This is a genomic window from Thermocatellispora tengchongensis, from assembly GCF_014202315.1.
GTDB classification, from domain to species: domain Bacteria; phylum Actinomycetota; class Actinomycetes; order Streptosporangiales; family Streptosporangiaceae; genus Thermocatellispora; species Thermocatellispora tengchongensis.
Window position 1 is genome coordinate 117403 of sequence record NZ_JACHGN010000022.1, and the last position, 17085, is coordinate 134487.

Here is a 17085-nt window from a genome sequence, read left to right on the forward strand (position 1 = left end):
ATCGGCCTGTGCCTCCCGGGGCCCACCGGCCTGTGCCTCCCGAGGCCCAGCGGCCTGTGCCCTTGGAGGCGCACCGGCCGGTTCCGCCGGGGCAGGCGGCCCCGCGCCCGGCCTCACCCGCGGGCGCGCCTCCCTGGCCGGTCCGCTCGGCCCCGGCCGGTCCTCCGCCCGCTCAGCCGGCGGTGCTCCCGGCCGCGTACGGCGGCCCCCTGCCGCGCCGCGCGCCCGCCCCCTTCGATCCGCTGCGATCCGACGGCACGGGCCCGCTGCCCCGTGTCGGGGAGCCCCCGCAGGACCCGCAGGACGACTTCCTGCCCATCTACGCCGAGGTGCGGTCGCTGTGGTTCCGCGCCGACCCGGGCCGGGCCGGCCGGGAGGAGCGGGAGGCGCCCGCGGAGTGGACGTCCCCGGCCGACGCGGGCTGGCGCGCGGCCGAGAAGGTCAACGACCCGTCCTTCGGCGGGGTCACCCCGGTCGGCCTGCCCCGGCGCAAGCCCAAGGCCAACCTCGTCCCCGGCTCGGTCGCGCTCCCCGCCCAGGCGGGCACGCCGGCCCCGGCCCCGCCTCCGCCCGCCTCCTCGCCGCTCAGGTACCCGCCGCGGTCGCCGGAGCGGATGCGCAGCAGGTTCGCCGCGCTCCAGGAAGGCGTGCGCCGGGGACGGGCCGAGATCGCCAGGGGGACGGCCGGCCCCCGCCCCGGGCCCGACCAGGACGGGCCCGGTCAGGAGGGGCCCGGCCAGGACGGGCCCGATCAGAACAGGCCCGATCAGAACAGGCCCGGTCAGGACACGTTGGATCAGGATAGGGAGGACCGATGAGGAACCTGAGCCGTCCCGCGCGTGACGTGGACTGGCTGGTGACCGCGTTCGTGGAGGAGGTGCCCGGGGTGGCGCACGCGGCGGTGGTCAGCTCCGACGGGCTGCCGCTGGCGTTCTCGCGCGGGTTCCCACGGGACCGGGCCGACCAGCTCGCGGCGGTCGCCTCGGGTCTGGTGAGCCTGACGCAGGGCGCCTCGCGGGTGTTCGAGGGCGGGGCGGTGACGCAGACCGTGGTGGAGATGGAACGCGGGCTGCTGCTCACCATGGCGATCAGCGACGGGTCGTCGCTGGCGGTGCTGGCCGCGCCCGACTGCGACCTGGGCCTGGTGGCGTACCAGATGACGGTCCTGGTGGAGCGGGCGGGCCAGGTGCTCACGCCGGCCGTACGGGCCGAGCTGTCGCGGTCCCGCTGACCGCTCGCCCGTCCGGGATCGCCCGGCGAATGACGCGATTTCCGCAAATGTCGCTGGATTGTGACCTTACTTTATCTATTCGGTACGCCCCCCTCCCATGCCGATTCGGTCCTAACGATCATCCTTATCGGCCAGGACCGGTAATATCGGACGCGGACAATTCCGCGTGAGCGCGGCAAAGTGGGAAAGGTGCTCAGTGGGGCCTGATTTAGGGACGTCCCCGAACCCGGGGATGACGTCCACGAAGATCGTCGTGGCGGGCGGCTTCGGCGTGGGGAAGACCACCTTCGTGGGTGCGGTATCCGAGATCATGCCGCTGACCACGGAAGCGGTGATGACCGACGCGAGCGTGGGCATCGACGACCTCGCCCACACGCCCACCAAGGCCACGACCACGGTGGCGATGGACTTCGGCCGCGTCACCCTCGACCGCGACCTGATCCTCTACCTGTTCGGCACGCCCGGCCAGCACCGGTTCTGGTTCATGTGGGACGACCTGGTACGCGGCGCGATCGGCGCCGTGGTGCTGGTGGACAGCCGCCGCCTGGGCGACAGCTTCCCGGCCATCGACTTCTTCGAGGAGGCCCGGCTGCCGTTCGTCATCGCCCTCAACGGCTTCGACGGCATGCAGCCCTACAGCGTGGACGAGGTCCGCGAGGCGCTGACCATCTCCGACGACGTGCCGATCGTCACCACCGACGCCCGCTCCCGCGACTCGGTGAAGAGCACGCTGATCACGCTGGTCGAGCACGTCGTCCGGCGCGCCACCACGGCGGCCTGAACAGAGGCGTCACCAGGGGGCGCCACCGGGGGGCGTCTCCCGGGGGCGCCGCCGATCCGGCGGCCGGTCAGCGCGTGCCGGCCGCCTCGTTCACCCGGCCGCGCACCAGGCGGCCGACCTCGGCGCGCAGGTGCACGAACGCCGGGTGCTCGCGGGTGGCGATCTGCTCCCGCGGCGCGGGCAGGTCCACCCGTAGCTCCTTGACCACGGTCGCGGGCGCCTTTGACAGCACCACGACGCGGTCGCCCACGTACACGCTCTCGTCGATGTCGTGGGTGATCAGCAGGATCGTCATGTTGTGCGTGCCGCGCACCCGCAGCACGAGATCCTCCAGGTCCTCGCGCGTCTGCGCGTCCACCGAGCCGAACGGCTCGTCCATCAGCATCAGCGACGGCCGGTACGCCAGCGCCCTTGCGATCGAGGCGCGCTGCTGCATGCCGCCCGACAACTCCCACGGGTACTTGCCCTCCGCCCCGGCCAGGCCCACCTGCTCCAGGGCCTCGGCCGCCGCCTGCCTGCGCTGCTTGGCGTTCATGCCCCTGCGCCGCAGCGGCAGCGCGACGTTGTCGGCCACCGACATCCACGGGAACAGCGAGCGGCTGTAGTCCTGGAAGACGACCGCCAGGTTGTCGGGGGTCCGGGTGACCGGAACCCCGCCGATCCGAATTGTGCCGCCGGTCGGCTTGATGAGCCCGGCAATGGAACGTAACAATGTTGACTTTCCGCAGCCAGAGGGTCCGACAATGCTGAGTAAGTCGCCTTCCGCGACCTTCAGATCGAGGCCGTCAATGGCACGGTGAGCAGTCGGCCCGGTGCCGTACGTATGCGTCAGGTCCGCGATCTCCAGCACGACGAATCCCTCACTATCGCGGTGTTTCCACGGTTACCTCTGGCAACCGATGATCGTGATGAGCAACAGGGGACTCTAGCGGAAGCGTGACCGGCGGAGAAAGGGCCGGAAAGCCTGTCCGGTTGCTCCCACTCTGTCAACTGCTGGGGCCATAGTCGCCCATATCGGAAATTTAATACTAGAGTGGTGAAAGTAGTTTCATGCCGGTATTTCTGCGCTACGATCCTCTGCGTTCCCCTCAAAGATCGTTTTCTGTGCGCGGCGCAGTTCTGGAGGATCCATGAAACTTCGCTCGTCTCTTCTCGCTCTGGTCACAGTCGCAGTCCTCGCGGTCTCCGCATGCGGTGGCTCTTCCGACGAGTCCACAACCGCCAATTCCGGAGGACTGGAAAAGACCACACTCACGGTCGGCACGATTCCGGTCGTGGACACCGCGCCGCTTCAGATGGCCGTGGCCAAGGGCTTCTTCAAGGAGGAGGGGCTGGATGTGAAGCTGCAGACCCTCGCGGGCGGCGCCGAGGCGATCCCCAAGCTCAAAGCCGGCGCGCTCGACGTGAGCTTCGGCAACTACGTCTCCTACTTCGGCGCCCAGGCCAAGGGCGTGCTGGACCTGAAGATCGTCTCCGACGGGTTCCAGAGCGCGCCCAAGACGCACGTGATCATGGTCCCCAAGGACAGCGACATCCAGACCCCCGCCGACCTGAAGGACAAGGTCATCGCGGTCAACACCCGGCGCAACATCGCCTCGATGCTGGTGCGCATCGCGGCCAAGGCCCACGGCGTGGAGCTGGATGAGGACAAGAACTTCGTGGAGTTCCCCTTCCCTGAGATGGAAGGCGTGCTGAAGAACAAGAGGGTGGACGCCGCGCAGGTCGTGGAGCCGTTCGGCACCCAGATCAGCCAGTCGATCGGCGCCCGCATCATCTGGGACACCGCGCAGGGGCCCACGGCCGACTGGCCGGTCGCCGGCTACGCCGCCACCTCCGAGTTCGTCAAGGACAACCCCAACACCGTCGCCGCCTTCCAGCGCGCGCTCAGCAAGGGCCAGGCCCTGGCGGCCGACCGGGCGCAGGTCGTCGCCACCATCCCGACGTACACGCAGATCCCGGCCGAGGTCGCGGCCGGCCTCAACATCGGCACCTTCCCGACCACGCTGAACGCGACCCGGCTGCAGCGCGTCGCCGACGCCATGCGCGAGTACGGGCTGCTGGACGCGCCGCTGAACGTGACGGATCTCATCGTCTCCGGCAGCAAATGACCGAAAACAGCAGGACCCGCCTCGTCAGGGGCGTCATCGGAGCCTTCGCGGCGGCGGCCGTCGCGGAGGCTCTGACCAGGCTCGGCGTCGTGGACGTCGCGCCGGTCACCGAGGTCGCGGCGCGGTTCTTCGCCCTCGCCGCCGACCCGGGCTTCCTGGCCAACGCCCTGGACACCATCCTGGCCTGGGCGCTCGGCCTGGCGCTCGCCACGCTCGCGGCGGTCGCCCTCGGCGTGCTGCTCGGCTCGGTGCCGTTCCTCGGCCGCGCGAGCGAGGTCGTGGTGGAGTTCCTGCGCCCGATCCCGTCGGTCGCGCTGATCCCGCTGGCGATCCTGCTGTTCGAGGGCGGCACCGACATGAAGGTGGCGCTGATCGTCTACGCCGCGTCCTGGCCGATCCTGCTCAACACCCTGTACGCCCTGCGCGATGTGGACCCGCTGGCCAAGGACGCCCTGCGCAGCTTCGGCTTCGGCCCGCTGTCGGTGCTGTGGCGGGTCTCGCTGCCCAGCGCGGCGCCGTTCGTCGCCACCGGCGTGCGCGTGGCGGCGGGGATCGCCCTGGTCGTGGTGGTCGCCGCCGAGCTGCTGGACGGCGGCGAGAGCGGCATCGGCGTGGTGCTGATCGAGGCGCGCAGCACCGGCGGCTCGACCGACGTGATGCTCGCGGTCGCCTTCTGGGCCGGCCTGTTCGGGCTGGCCGTCAACGCCCTGCTGGTCCGCGCGGAGCGGGTGGCCTTCCGCTGGCACGCCGTACGCGCCGGTGAACCGACGTGAGCACGGGGGGACGGACCATGAGAGCGATCACCGGGCTGCTGGCGCGGGGCTGGCTGGCGCTGCTGCTGCTCGTGGTGTGGGAGCTGGTCACCTGGGCCGTGGGGGAGGCGTACTTCCCGCGCCCCTCGCAGATCGCGGCGGCGGCGTACGAGCTGTGGTTCTCCGGCCCCGCGAGCAGCCTGTTCCTGACCGAGAAGGCGCTGGGCGACTTCGGGCCGAGCCTGTTCAACCTGTTCACCGGCTGGTTCCTGACCGCCGTCGCCGGGGTGACCCTGGGCGTGGCGCTGGGGCTGTCGCGGACGGTGGCCGACTACGTGGAGCCGATGGTGCACTTCGGGCGGGCGATCCCGCCGCCCACGCTGCTGTCGGTGTTCGTGATCCTGTTCCCGCTGGGCGCCTCGATGCAGATCGCCGTCATCGTGTTCGGCGTCATCTGGCCGGTCCTGATCAACACCATCGACGGGGTGCGCACGGTCGAGCGGCTGCACCTGGACACCGCCGAGGTGTTCGGTGTGCGCGGCCCGCTACGGCTGCGCGAGGTGGTGCTGCCCGCCGCCGCCCCCAAGATCGTCGCCGGGCTGCGGATCAGCCTCGGCCTGGCGCTGATCCTGATGGTGCTCTCCGAGTTGTTCGGCAGCACGACCGGCATCGGCTCCCATCTCATCGGCATGCAGCGCTCCTTCGAGCTGCCGGAGATGTGGGCCGGGATCGTCGTACTCGGCGTGCTCGGCTACCTGCTCAACTCCGTTTTCGTGCTGATCGAGCGCCGCTGGCTGCGCTGGCACCTGACCGCCAGGGGCGCGGCGTGACGAATCCGAGGGTGGGACTCAGATGCGTGTACTGATCATCGGTGCCGGGATCGGCGGGCTGACGGCCGCGCTCAGCCTGCACGCCGCCGGGATCGACTGCTCCGTGGTGGACTCCGCGCCGGAGCTGCGGCCCCTCGGGGTCGGTATCAACCTCCAGCCGCACGCCGTACGGGAGCTGGTGGACCTGGGGCTGGGAGAGGCGCTGGAGGCGACCGGAATCCAGACGTCGGCCCAGGTCTACGCCAACAGGTTCGGCAACGTGATCCTGACCCTGCCGCGGGGGCGCGGCGCCGGGTACCTGTGGCCGCAGTACTCCATCCACCGCGGCCGGCTGCAGATGATCCTGCTCGACGCGGTGCGAGCCCGCCTGGGGCCCGGCGCCGTCCGGCTGGGGCTGGCCTTCCAGGACTTCGCCCGGGACCCGGAGGAGGAGGGCGGGAAGGCGGGCACGGTGACCGCGCTGCTGCGCGACGTGCGTACGGGCGAGGTGGTGGCGGAGACGGCGGACGTGCTGGCCGGCGCCGACGGCGTCCACTCCGCAGTACGCGCGCGCCTGCACCCGGGCCACGACGAGCTGCGGTGGAGCGGGATCAGGATGTGGCGCGGCGTGACCGAGCGCGACCCCTATCTCGACGGCGCGACCCTGCTGGTCGCCGGCTCCAACGCGGCGGCCAAGTTCGTCGCGTACCCGATCTGCGCCGAGGCGCGGGCGCGCGGACGGGCCTCGATGAACTGGGTCGCCGAGGTCCGGATGGCCGAGGCCGGGGCCGCGGGCCAGGCCGACTGGCACCGCGAGGGCGCCCTGGAGGACGTGCTGCCGCACTTCGCGGACTGGTTTCTCCCGGATTTGGACGTGCCCAAGCTGATTACGGGCGCTGACCGAATCCTGGAATACCCCATGGTGGACAAGGATCCGCTGCCGCGGTGGAACGTGGGCCGGGCCACCTTGCTCGGCGACGCCGCCCACCCGATGTATCCGATCGGTTCCAACGGCGGCTCGCAGGCGATTCTGGACGCGCGCTTTCTCGCCCTCACCCTGGCCCGTAACGTCGATCCCGCCGAGGGCCTGGCCGAATACGAACGCGAGCGGCGGCCCGCCACGACGGACATCGTTCTCGCCTGCCGGCGGCTGCCGATGGACGAGACCATCGAACTCGTCGAGCGGCGCGCCCCGGACGGCTTCGCGGACATCTCCGAGGTGCTTTCGGCGCGGGAACTCGCCGAGATGGCGGCGGCCCAGAAAACGATCAGCGACATGGACGTCACGATGCTCAACCAGCGACCCTCCTGGAATGTGGCCCGGTGAGCGCGGCGGAGTTTCGGACAGTATGTAATACGCCTTACGGCGATGATAGGCCGGGAAGCGGAACTTGAGGGCATTTTCGGGCCTAAGGCCAGAAATTGAACACTTTGAACCATTGGCCGAGGTTGACCGCTTGTGCTCAAATAACCCTCGCCCCATGGATGCGCCCGCGTCCCATCGCGAACATCGTTCGCATCGCGCTTCCCGCTGCACCTGACCGTCCTAGGAGAGGTTGCGCAAGCCAATGAGGACAGCTACGAGCCCCCCGGACCGCGAAAGCCGCGGTCTCGTCGCGGCCTTACAGGCCGGCGTTCCCGCACGCGATCCCGGCGCGGCGCCCGCGACCCGCGACGGCGGCGCGCATCGCAGGAGATGGGGCAGGGGGCTGTCGCTGCGCGACTGGCGGGTGCGAACGCGGCTCGTCGCGCTCGTCATCGTGCCGACGATCACCGGCGTGATCCTGGGGGGCGTGCAGATCGTCTCCTCGATCAGCACCGCGAACGAGTACGGGCGCGCCGGCGAGATCGCCGCGTTCGCGCTCAAGCTCAGCCGGCTGGCGCACGAGGTCGAGCTGGAGCGCGACCTGTCGGCCCGCTACGTCGCCGAGGGACGGCGCGACACCGCGCGGATCGCCATGGAGCAGCAGCAGAAGGCGGTCGATGACAAGCTCAGCGACGTCCGCGCCGGCATCGACGCCGCCGAGCTCGTCAGCGGCGAAACCGGCGGCAGCCGCACGCGCGCCGAGATCGTGCAGATCCGCAGCCGGATCAACGAGCTCAAGGGCACCCGCGCCCTGGTCGCCGGCACCGCCATCCCCGCCTCCCGGGTCGTCGAGATCTACAACGGCGTCGTCACCGACCTGCTCGCGGTCCACGACGAGATCGGGCAGGGCGTCACCGACGACGAGAGCCTGACCGGCAGCATCTCCGCCTTCGCCGCGCTCGCGCGCGCCAAGAACCACGCCTCCATCCAGCGCGCGACGCTCTCGGTCGGCATCGCCGCGGGCTCCTTCGACGTCCCGCTGCTGAACTCCTTCACCGCGGCCCGCGCCCAGGAGGAGAGCGAGCTGGCCACCTTCCGCGCCGAGGCGTCCCTGCAACAGCGCGAGTTCTACAACGACACCGTCACCGGGCAGAAGGTGGACCGGGCCGAGATGACCCGCGTCCGCGCCCTGGTGGCCGCCACCGGCCAGCTCGCCCCCGGCGCGGCGTCCGTGCTGACCCCGGCCCAGCTCAACCGGTGGTTCGACGCCTCCAGCGACACCATCAGGCGCATGCAGACGGTCGAGGAGCAGATCGGCGCCTCGATCGTCGCGGCCAGCGCCCGGCTGCGCGACGCCGAGCGGGCCGACGCCACGTTCGTGTCCGTCGTCGTGGCCCTCCTGCTGCTCGTCGTGCTCCTCGTGACCGTGGTCGTCGCCCGCTCGCTGGTGACGCCGCTGCGCCGGCTGCGCACCGAGGCGCTGCACATCGCGGGGGAGCGGCTGCCCGGCACCGTCCAGAGGCTGCGCGAGACCGGCGAGATGGCCGACGTGGAGGTGCCGCCCATCGGCGTCGTCTCCCGCGACGAGATCGGCGAGGTCGCGCGGGCCTTCGACGAGGTGCACCGCGAGGCCGTGCGCCTCGCCGGTCAGGAGGCCACGCTGCGCAGCAACGTCAACGCCATGTTCGTCAACCTCTCCCGGCGCAGCCAGACCCTGGTCGAGCGGCAGCTCGCCCTGATCGAGAACCTGGAGCAGGGCGAGCAGGACGAGGCCCGGCTCGGCAACCTGTTCCGGCTGGACCACCTCGCCACCCGCATGCGCCGCAACTCCGAGAACCTGCTGGTCCTGGCCGGGCAGGAGCCCGCGCGCCGGTGGAGCCAGCCCATCCCGCTGATCGACGTCGTCCGCGCCGCGCTGTCGGAGGTCGAGAACTACGAGCGGGTCACCCTCAACGTCCCGCCGGGCGTGTCCATCGCCGGCGCGGCCGTCAACGACGTGGTGCACCTCGTCGCCGAGCTGGTCGAGAACGCCATCTCCTTCTCCCCGCGCGAGACCAAGGTCACCGTCTCCGGCAACCGGGTGGACGGCGGCGGGGTGATGCTCTCGATCAGCGACCTCGGCATCGGCATGACCCCGGAGGAACTGGCTCAGGCCAACCACCGCCTGGCCAGCCCGCCCGTGGTGGACGTCTCGGTCTCCCGCCGCATGGGCCTGTTCGTGGTGGGCCGGCTGGCGCTGCGGCACGGCATCCGGGTGCAGTTGCGCCAGCAGGACAGCGGCGGCCTGACCGCGATGGTCCTGCTGCCCGACGCGCTGCTGTCGCAGCCCGGCATGCGCCACCCGGCCTCCGGGTACGGCGTGGCGTTCGGCGACTCGCCGCACGACCGCCAGCCCGTGCTCGCCGGGCCCGGCCCGGTCGTGCCGCAGCCGCGCAACGGCGCCCTGTTCGGCCACGCCATGCCGCAGGCCGCCGCCGACCCCTTCGCGGCAGCCGACCCCTTCGGCAGCGGCGACCCCTTCGGGAGCGGTGGCCCCTTCGCGGCCGGCGACCCCTTCACGGCCGGCGGCCCCGGAGCCGGCCGCAACGGCAACGTGTTCGGCGGCACCGTCGTGGACACCCCCTGGCCGGACCACGTGCCGCCGCCGGGCTCGCAGGCAGGCTGGGCCGGCGACTCCTACGGCGGCGACTCCGGCTCCTGGTCGATGCGCTCCATGCCGTCCATTCCCACCACACCCACCACGCCCACCCCTCCGCCGATGCCGATGCCGAGCGTCCCGCCGCCGTCCTCGGTGCCTCCTGCCGCCGGCCCGCTGCGCAGGTTCGGCATGGGCGAGAGCGACGCGACCGGCCCGCTGCCGAGGGTGCACGACACGGCGGACGAGGCCGAGGAGGACTACTTGCCGATCTACGCCGCCGTCGAGTCCGACTGGTTCCGCAAGGCGGAGCCCGTCGCCAGGCACGGGGACCAAGCCCGCTGGAACGGCACGGGCGAGGACCTGTCCGACCCGGACCGGGACCCCGCGCCCCCGCCCGCGCGGACGGCCGAGCCGAGGCAGTGGACGTCGCCGGGCGACGAGGGCTGGCGGGCCGCGCAGGCGGCGGCCGAGCCCAAGCTCGGCGGCACCACCGGCGCCGGCCTGCCCAAGCGCGTGCCCCGGGCCAACCTGGTGCCCGGCTCGGCCGCCGCGCCCGCCGCCCAGGCCCCCGCACCGCGTCCCACCCTCTCGCCCGACGCCGTGCGCAGCCGCCTGTCCAGCTTCCAGCAGGGCGTGCGTCAGGCCCGCGCCGCCACCCGCGGCGAGCCGGGCGACGAGACCACCGGACACCCGGGACACCCCGGACACCCCGGCCACTCCGCCTTCCGCGACACCTCACGGAATTTCGAGGACGACGGGGAGGGTTCTTGATCGAGCGAACAGGCTTCCCCGGCGGCGCCCCATGCGTGCCCGCCGGTGAGGGAAGGCCCGCCGGTCGGCGGGCGTTGGGACGCGGCCCCCGGCGGGGGCCGGCGAAGGAGGACTCGTGAGAGAGCTGAGCCAGGCAGCCCGTGGCGTCAATTGGCTGATCACCGACTTCGTGCACAACGTGCCGGGTGTCGCGCACACGGTCGTGGTGTCGTCGGACGGGCTTCCGCTCGCGTTCTCGGAGGGATTCCCCAAGGACCGGGCCGACCAGCTCGCGGCCGTCGCCGCGGGATTGATCAGCCTGACGCAGGGGGCGTCCCGCGTCTTCGAGGGCGGCGCCGTCACCCAGACGGTGGTCGAGATGCAACGAGGCTTACTGCTCATCATGTCGATCAGCGACGGCTCGTGCCTGGCCGTGCTGGCCGCGGCCGACTGCGACATGGGCCTCGTCGCGTACCAGATGACGCTCCTGGTTGAGCGGGCGGGCCAGGTGCTGACCCCCGCGGTTCGCGCGGAGCTCCAGGCTTCGCACCCCCGATGATGAGGACGACCTAGGAGGCTGCCGTGACAGGCCACGGATGGACTGGTGACGGCGACGGTTTAGGGGGCCGTCCGCCGTACCATCCGATGGACGATCCCCACCGCTACGGCGGTGGGGCCCAGCATCATGCCGCCGGGCCCAGGGAGCACCAGACCTCCCTGGTCCGCCCGTACGCGGTGACCGGCGGGCGCACCGCGCCCCGCACCCGGCTCGCCATCGAGGCGCTGGTCTCCTCGGTCATGTCGCTCCACCACGACCTCACCAACCGCATCCCCGAGTACCAGGCCATCAGCGGCCTGTGCCGGCAGGTGCGGTCGGTGGCCGAAATCTCCGCAATACTCCGGATCCCGCTCGGCGTGGCCAGGGTCCTGGTCGCCGACATGGCCGCGGAGGGCCTGGTGCAGGTGCACCAGCCGCAACTCGACGCGGGCCAGCCGGATCTCCAACTGCTTGAAAGGGTGCTCAGTGGACTTCGCAGGCTCTAGCAGGGGCGGCGGGCTCACCTCGACGAAGATCGTCGTGGCGGGAGGCTTCGGCGTCGGCAAGACGACCTTCGTCGGCGCGGTGTCGGAGATCTTGCCGCTGACCACCGAGGCGGTGATGACCGATGCCAGCGCGGGCATAGACGACGTCGGCCTGACCCCCAACAAGACCACCACCACGGTGGCGATGGACTTCGGCCGCGTGTCGCTCGACCGGGACCTGATCCTGTACTTGTTCGGCACCCCCGGCCAGCACCGGTTCTGGTTCATGTGGGACGACCTGGTACGCGGCGCGATCGGCGCCGTGGTACTGATCGACACCCGGCGGCTGGCCGACAGCTTTCCCGCGGTGGACTACTTCGAGGAGGCCCGCCTGCCGTTCGTGGTGGCCGTCAACGGCTTCGACGGCAAGTACTCCCACACCGAGGAGGAGATCCGCGAGGCCATGACCATCTCCCCGTCGATCCCCATCGTGCGCACCGACGCCAGGCAGCGGGAGTCGGTGAAGTCCACGCTGATCACCTTGGTCGAGCACGCCCTGACGATCCGCATGGCCGTCCCCGGCGGGGGCAGATGACGGCTGACCCGACCGATCCCGCCGCCCGCGCCGACCGGCCGCACCGGCGACGGGGGAGCCGGGCGCACGGGAGTGGCGGGCACGGCGGCGTACGAGGCGTGGCGTACGGGCGGCGCGCGAGCGGAGCCCGTGCGGGAACGCGCAGGCACGGGCAGGCACGCGCAGGCACGGGCCGCATGGGCCGCCCGACTCCCGGCGACCGGTTAGGCTGGGAGGTCGAGTCGCAGAGACGACGAATGACCTGACGCGCAGAGGCTGGCCAATCACGTGTTCGAGACGCTTTCCGACCGCCTGACATCGGTCTTCTCCTCCCTCCGAGCCAAGGGACGGCTGTCCGAGGCCGACATCGACGCGACCTGCCGCGAGATCCGCATCGCGCTGCTGGAGGCCGATGTCGCCCTCCCCGTGGTGCGCGCCTTCGTCGCCCACGTCAAGGAGCGCGCCCGCGGCGCCGAGGTCTCCCAGGCGCTCAACCCCGCCCAGCAGGTCGTAAAGATCGTCAACGACGAGCTGATCGACATCCTCGGCGGCGAGACCCGCAGGCTGCGCTTCGCCAAGAAGCCGCCGACGGTGATCATGCTCGCGGGCCTCCAGGGCGCCGGTAAGACCACCCTGGCCGGCAAACTGGCCCGCTGGCTGCGCGAGCAGGGCCACGCCCCGATGCTGGTCGCCGCCGACCTCCAGCGCCCCAACGCCGTGCAGCAGCTCTCGGTCGTCGCCGAGCGCGCCGGCGTCGCGGTCTACGCCCCCGAGCCCGGCAACGGCGTCGGCGACCCCGTCGAGGTCGCCCGCACCTCGATCGAGCACGCCCGGCGGCAGCAGCACGACATCGTCATCATCGACACCGCCGGCCGCCTGGGCATCGACCAGGAGCTGATGAAGCAGGCCGCCGACATCCGCGACGCGGTCACCCCCGACGAGGTCCTGTTCGTGGTCGACGCCATGATCGGCCAGGACGCGGTGACCACCGCGCAGGCGTTCATGGAGGGCGTCGGCTTCGACGGCGTCGTGCTGACCAAGCTCGACGGCGACGCCCGCGGCGGCGCCGCGCTGTCGGTGCGCCACATCACCGGCAAGCCGATCATGTTCGCGTCCACCGGTGAGAAGCTGGAGGACTTCGACGCCTTCCACCCCGACCGGATGGCCTCGCGCATCCTCGACATGGGCGACATCCTCACCCTGATCGAGCAGGCGCAGCGGACCTTCGACGAGGAGCAGGCGGCCAAGATGGCCGGCAAGCTCACCTCGGGCGACGGCTTCACCCTCGAAGACTTCCTTGAGCAGATGATGATGGTCCGCAAGATGGGCCCCATCAAGAACCTGCTCGGCATGATGCCCGGCATGGGGCAGATGCGCGACCAGATCAACCAGATCGACGACCGCGACCTCGACCGCGTCGCCGCCATCATCCGGTCGATGACCCCCGCCGAGCGCGAGAACCCCAAGATCATCGACGGTTCCCGCCGCGCCCGCATCGCCCGCGGCTCCGGCGTCACCGTCACCGAGGTGAACAACCTGGTCGTCCGGTTCTTCGACGCGCAGAAGATGATGAAGCGCATGGCCGGCGGCCTCGGCATCCCGGGCATGCCCGGCGGCGGCGCCCGCAAGGCCGCCAAGGCCGCGCAGAAGAAGAACAAGAAGGGCCGGCGCGTCAGCGGCGACCCCCGCAAGGCCGCCCTGGGCAAGAAGCCCGCGGCTCAGGCTCCGCAGGAGTCGCCCCAGCTTCCGCCCGGTCTCGGTGGCGGCCGCCTCCCCGGCGGCCTGCAGCTCCCGCCCGGTTTCGACCCTTCCAAGCTGCGTCTGCCCGGCCAGCAGTGAATTGACCGTCCGATGAACAATGGCCGGTTGTGGTCAAATGTGTGAGCGGCGTGGCCGGGAATTCGGCCGCACCCCTCAGCGTCTGGCACAATGACATGTTGGAACAACGTGGCCATGCGGGTGCCCTCTCATCCCCGCGTGCCGCGCCTGTCCCTCGGGCGGTCTTCCCGTCGTGCCCCACTCGATGAGACGCCGTTCACCCACGCTCATATGTCCAGGAGAGACCACACCCGTGGCAGTCAAGATCAAGCTCAAGCGGCTCGGAATGATCCGCAACCCGCAGTACCGCATCGTCGTCGCCGACAGCCGCACCAAGCGTGACGGCCGTGCGATCGAGGAGATCGGGCTGTACCACCCGAAGGAGAACCCTTCCCGCATCGAGGTGAAGTCCGAGCGGGCGCAGTACTGGCTGGGCGTGGGCGCGCAGCCCACCGAGCCCGTCCTGAAGATCCTCAAGCTGACCGGCGACTGGCAGAAGTTCAAGGGCGAGGACGCCCCGGCGCCGCTTCAGGTCGCCGAGCCCAAGCCCGACCGGCACGCCATCTACGAGGCCGCGGCCAAGGAGTCGCTGACCGGCGACACCGGCGGCGCGGCCACCACGCCGCGCAAGGCCAAGAAGGCCGCCAAGACCGAGGAGGCGGCGGCCGAGGCCCCCGCCGCGACCGAGGCCCCGGCGGAGGAGAAGCCGGAAGGCGAGGCCTGAGGTGCTCGAGGAAGCCCTCGAACACCTGGTCAAGGGCATCGTCGAGCATCCCGACGACGTTCGGGTACGCGCCCGTCGCATCCGCACCGGGCGCGTGCTTGAGGTCCGGGTCCACCCCGACGACCTCGGCAAGGTCATCGGACGTGGCGGCCGCACCGCGAAGGCGCTGCGGACCGTCATCAACTCGCTGGCCGACGGCAAGTTCGTCCGCGTGGACCTGCTCGATCTGAACGAGGCCCGCTAGCCACCCCGTCACCCGTACGAGCCCGAGCGCGGGCTCGTACGGGCGGCGACCCCCGCCCGCGCCCAGGCGACTCCCGCCTGCCGGGGCGGCGAGATCCCGAAAGGTCCCAAATCCGTGCAGCTAGTCGTCGGCAGAATCGGCCGCCCGCACGGCATCCGCGGCGAGGTCACCGTGGACGTGCGCACCGACGACCCCGAGCTGCGCTTCGCGCCCGGGGCGCGGCTCGACACCGACCCGCCGTCCGCGGGCCCGCTGCTCGTCGAGTCCGTACGCCCCCACGCCGGCTTCCTGCTCGTCCGCTTCGCGGGCGTCCCCGACCGCACCGCCGCCGAGGCCCTGCGCGGCACCATGCTCGTGGTCGAATCGGCCGAAGTCCCGCCGCTCGACGACCCCGACGAGTTCTACGACCACCAGCTCATCGGGCTCGCCGTGGAGACCGTCTCCGGCGAGCCGGTCGGCAAGGTGGCCGACGTCCTGCACCACGGGCAGGACCTCCTGGTCGTGCGCCGCGGCGCGGAGGAGGTCTTCGTCCCCTTCGTACGCGCGCTCGTCCCCGAGGTCGATGTCGCCGGCGGACGCCTGGTCGTGGACCCGCCCCCCGGCCTGCTCGACCCCGACCAGGCCATCTGACCCCGGGCCCTCCTTCTCATGCGCATCGACATCGTCTCGATCTTCCCCGAGTACTTCGCCCCGCTCGGCGTCTCCCTCATCGGCAAGGCGCGCGAACGCGGCATCCTGGACGTCTGCCTGCACCAGCTCCGCGACTGGACGGACGACGTGCACCGTACGGTGGACGACACCCCGTACGGCGGCGGCCCCGGCATGGTCATGAAGCCCGAGCCCTGGGGCGAGGCCCTGGACGACATCATCACCAGCGGCGCGGCGACCGGTCAGGACCAGCCCCGGCTGATCGTCCCCACCCCCAGCGGCAGGCCCTTCACCCAGCAACTCGCCGTCGAACTCGCCGCCGAACCGTGGCTGGTGTTCGCCTGCGGCCGCTACGAGGGCATCGACTCGCGCGTCATGGCCGAGTACGCCACGCGGCTGCGCGTGGACGAGGTGAGCATCGGCGACTACGTCCTGGCGGGCGGCGAGGTCGCGGTCCTGGTCATGATCGAGGCCATCGGCCGCCTGCTGCCCGGCGTGCTCGGCAACGCCGACTCCGTCACCGACGACTCCTTCGCCCCCGGCGCGATGCACAACCTGGTCGAGGGCCCCGTCTACACCAAGCCGCCGGAGTGGCGCGGGCACCGCGTCCCCGACGTCCTGCTGTCCGGCCACCACGGCAAGATCGCCCGCTGGCGCCGCGACCAGGCCCTGCGGCGTACACACGCCAACCGCCCCGACCTGCTCGCCGCCCTCGACCCCGCCACCCTGGACAAGCACGACCGCGCCCTGCTGTCCTCCCTGCCCCCGGCCCCGCAGGAGACCGCCTCCACCGAGACCGCCGAACCTCCGCCGTCCGCCACCCCCCACCCGGCACCCCTAGCCCCCGCCGGGCCGGCATCCGCCGCGTCCGGTGCACCCGAGCCCGCGGAACTCGCGCCCGCCGCGCCCGACCCCGCGGAACTCGCGCCCGCCGCACCCGAACCCGCCGAACCGGCGTCCGCCGCGCCCGAACCCGCCGACCCCGCGTCCGGCGCACCCGAGCCCGCCGCGCCCGGGGGACGCCCCCCAGCCACTCCCGCGACCTGAGTGACTGAGCAAGCAAGTAAGTAGATCGTTCGGGCGTCGATTCACGGTGACCGTCCGGTGTATGGCACACTGAATTGCTAGTGTCGGCTGCCCAGGCGCCGGCACGGCGATGGCCGGCCAGAGCGATCGGCCCTTCCGACCGAATATCAGTCCAGCTCGCGCGTCCCCTCCGACGCCGCGCCCCCGCGCGGCCGGGTGGACCTCCGCGTGCTCGTGCCCGATGGGGAACCGCTGTCATGCACACGCAGATCCAGGAGATCGAGAAGGCCTCGATGCGGACCGACATCCCGGACTTCCGTCCGGGCGACACGCTGGAGGTCCACGTGCGCGTCGTCGAGGGCAACCGGTCCCGTATCCAGGTCTTCAAGGGGTTCGTCCTGCGCCGCCAGGGCGGTGGCGCCCGCGAGACCTTCACCGTGCGGAAGGTCAGCTACGGCGTGGGCGTCGAGCGTACCTTCCCGGTGCACAGCCCGGTGATCGAGAAGATCCAGCTCGTCACCCGCGGTGACGTGCGCCGCGCCAAGCTCTACTACATGCGCGACCTGCGCGGCAAGGCCGCCCGCATCCGCGAGAAGCGCGAGGCGACCCCGGCCGCCAAGTAGCCTGCAGCCCACTGTGGCCCGTGATCCAGT

Annotated in this window: 17 protein-coding genes and 1 pseudogene; 17 read left to right on the forward strand and 1 reads right to left on the reverse strand. The window is 71.5% G+C overall.

Annotated features, from left to right (window positions below):
* The first annotated feature begins 182 nt into the window (after window positions 1–182).
* The 3 genes from HNP84_RS39275 (at window position 183) to HNP84_RS39285 (ending at window position 2012) form a co-directional block, all read left to right on the forward strand.
* Entirely contained in the window at window positions 183–818 is a 636-nt protein-coding gene (locus HNP84_RS39275) for a hypothetical protein (RefSeq protein WP_185055131.1), read from the forward strand.
* Window positions 815–1231, forward strand: a complete 417-nt coding sequence (locus HNP84_RS39280) for a roadblock/LC7 domain-containing protein (RefSeq protein ID WP_185055132.1) — start codon at window positions 815–817, stop codon at window positions 1229–1231. The genes HNP84_RS39275 and HNP84_RS39280 overlap by 4 nt, the downstream gene beginning before the upstream one ends.
* Window positions 1232–1463: 232 nt before the next feature.
* Window positions 1464–2012 carry a GTP-binding protein gene (locus HNP84_RS39285; protein WP_185055133.1) on the forward strand — a complete coding sequence of 183 codons (549 nt, stop codon included), beginning with the start codon at window positions 1464–1466 and terminating at the stop codon, window positions 2010–2012.
* Window positions 2013–2079: 67 nt separating this feature from the next.
* Here the strand turns inward: HNP84_RS39285 and HNP84_RS39290 are convergent, their stop codons facing one another.
* Window positions 2080–2862: an ABC transporter ATP-binding protein gene (locus tag HNP84_RS39290; protein ID WP_185055134.1), complete on the reverse strand. Its 783-nt coding sequence runs from the start codon at window positions 2860–2862 to the stop codon at window positions 2080–2082.
* 280 nt (window positions 2863–3142) lie between these two features.
* On the opposite strand from HNP84_RS39290, the gene HNP84_RS39295 reads away from it, so the two are divergent.
* The 14 genes and pseudogenes from HNP84_RS39295 to rplS all read left to right on the forward strand — a co-directional run bounded on the left by HNP84_RS39295 (window position 3143) and on the right by rplS (window position 17055).
* The gene (locus tag HNP84_RS39295; protein WP_185055135.1) at window positions 3143–4120 is read left to right on the forward strand and encodes an ABC transporter substrate-binding protein; all 978 of its coding nucleotides are present in this window, start codon (window positions 3143–3145) and stop codon (window positions 4118–4120) included.
* Entirely contained in the window at window positions 4117–4893 is a 777-nt protein-coding gene (locus HNP84_RS39300) for an ABC transporter permease (RefSeq protein ID WP_185055136.1), read from the forward strand. The genes HNP84_RS39295 and HNP84_RS39300 overlap by 4 nt, the downstream gene beginning before the upstream one ends.
* Before the next feature lie 17 nt (window positions 4894–4910).
* The gene (locus HNP84_RS39305; RefSeq protein ID WP_185055137.1) at window positions 4911–5702 is read left to right on the forward strand and encodes an ABC transporter permease; all 792 of its coding nucleotides are present in this window, start codon (window positions 4911–4913) and stop codon (window positions 5700–5702) included.
* A gap of 22 nt (window positions 5703–5724) precedes the next feature.
* Window positions 5725–7008 carry a flavin-dependent oxidoreductase gene (locus tag HNP84_RS39310; RefSeq protein WP_185055138.1) on the forward strand — a complete coding sequence of 428 codons (1284 nt, stop codon included), beginning with the start codon at window positions 5725–5727 and terminating at the stop codon, window positions 7006–7008.
* 241 nt (window positions 7009–7249) lie between these two features.
* A complete protein-coding gene (locus HNP84_RS39315; RefSeq protein ID WP_185055139.1) occupies window positions 7250–10396 on the forward strand; it encodes a sensor histidine kinase in 3147 nt (1048 codons plus the stop codon).
* Between the two features lie 115 nt (window positions 10397–10511).
* Window positions 10512–10934 carry a roadblock/LC7 domain-containing protein gene (locus tag HNP84_RS39320; protein ID WP_185055140.1) on the forward strand — a complete coding sequence of 141 codons (423 nt, stop codon included), beginning with the start codon at window positions 10512–10514 and terminating at the stop codon, window positions 10932–10934.
* A gap of 86 nt (window positions 10935–11020) precedes the next feature.
* Window positions 11021–11419, forward strand: a complete 399-nt coding sequence (locus HNP84_RS39325) for a DUF742 domain-containing protein (protein WP_185055141.1) — start codon at window positions 11021–11023, stop codon at window positions 11417–11419.
* On the forward strand, window positions 11400–11993 hold the full coding sequence (locus tag HNP84_RS39330; RefSeq protein ID WP_185055142.1) for a GTP-binding protein: 594 nt from the start codon (window positions 11400–11402) through the stop codon (window positions 11991–11993). The genes HNP84_RS39325 and HNP84_RS39330 overlap by 20 nt, the downstream gene beginning before the upstream one ends.
* 267 nt (window positions 11994–12260) lie before the next feature.
* Window positions 12261–13811: a signal recognition particle protein gene (ffh, locus tag HNP84_RS39335; protein WP_185055143.1), complete on the forward strand. Its 1551-nt coding sequence runs from the start codon at window positions 12261–12263 to the stop codon at window positions 13809–13811.
* A gap of 232 nt (window positions 13812–14043) precedes the next feature.
* Window positions 14044–14514 (forward strand): 30S ribosomal protein S16, encoded by a 471-nt coding sequence (gene rpsP, locus HNP84_RS39340; RefSeq protein ID WP_185055144.1) that lies wholly within the window; start codon window positions 14044–14046, stop codon window positions 14512–14514.
* A 1-nt stretch (window position 14515) separates the two neighbouring features.
* Complete coding sequence (locus HNP84_RS39345; protein WP_185055145.1) at window positions 14516–14758, forward strand: RNA-binding protein; 243 nt, start codon at window positions 14516–14518, stop codon at window positions 14756–14758.
* Between the two features lie 114 nt (window positions 14759–14872).
* Window positions 14873–15388, forward strand: a complete 516-nt coding sequence (gene rimM, locus HNP84_RS39350; RefSeq protein WP_185055146.1) for a ribosome maturation factor RimM — start codon at window positions 14873–14875, stop codon at window positions 15386–15388.
* A gap of 18 nt (window positions 15389–15406) precedes the next feature.
* Window positions 15407–16213 (forward strand): annotated as a pseudogene (gene trmD / locus HNP84_RS39355) (tRNA (guanosine(37)-N1)-methyltransferase TrmD); the annotation flags it as partial.
* Between the two features lie 476 nt (window positions 16214–16689).
* Entirely contained in the window at window positions 16690–17055 is a 366-nt protein-coding gene (gene rplS, locus HNP84_RS39360; RefSeq protein WP_185055147.1) for a 50S ribosomal protein L19, read from the forward strand.
* Window positions 17056–17085 lie beyond the last annotated feature (30 nt).

Coding starts and splice junctions, on each gene's coding strand:
- HNP84_RS39280 (WP_185055132.1), top strand. CDS start 815: ATGAGGAACCTGAGCCGTCCCGCGCGTGACGTGGACTGGCTGGTGACC.
- HNP84_RS39285 (WP_185055133.1), top strand. CDS start 1,464: ATGACGTCCACGAAGATCGTCGTGGCGGGCGGCTTCGGCGTGGGGAAG.
- HNP84_RS39295 (WP_185055135.1), top strand. CDS start 3,143: ATGAAACTTCGCTCGTCTCTTCTCGCTCTGGTCACAGTCGCAGTCCTC.
- HNP84_RS39300 (WP_185055136.1), top strand. CDS start 4,117: ATGACCGAAAACAGCAGGACCCGCCTCGTCAGGGGCGTCATCGGAGCC.
- HNP84_RS39305 (WP_185055137.1), top strand. CDS start 4,911: ATGAGAGCGATCACCGGGCTGCTGGCGCGGGGCTGGCTGGCGCTGCTG.
- HNP84_RS39310 (WP_185055138.1), top strand. CDS start 5,725: ATGCGTGTACTGATCATCGGTGCCGGGATCGGCGGGCTGACGGCCGCG.
- HNP84_RS39315 (WP_185055139.1), top strand. CDS start 7,250: ATGAGGACAGCTACGAGCCCCCCGGACCGCGAAAGCCGCGGTCTCGTC.
- HNP84_RS39325 (WP_185055141.1), top strand. CDS start 11,021: ATGGACGATCCCCACCGCTACGGCGGTGGGGCCCAGCATCATGCCGCC.
- rplS (WP_185055147.1), top strand. CDS start 16,690: ATGCACACGCAGATCCAGGAGATCGAGAAGGCCTCGATGCGGACCGAC.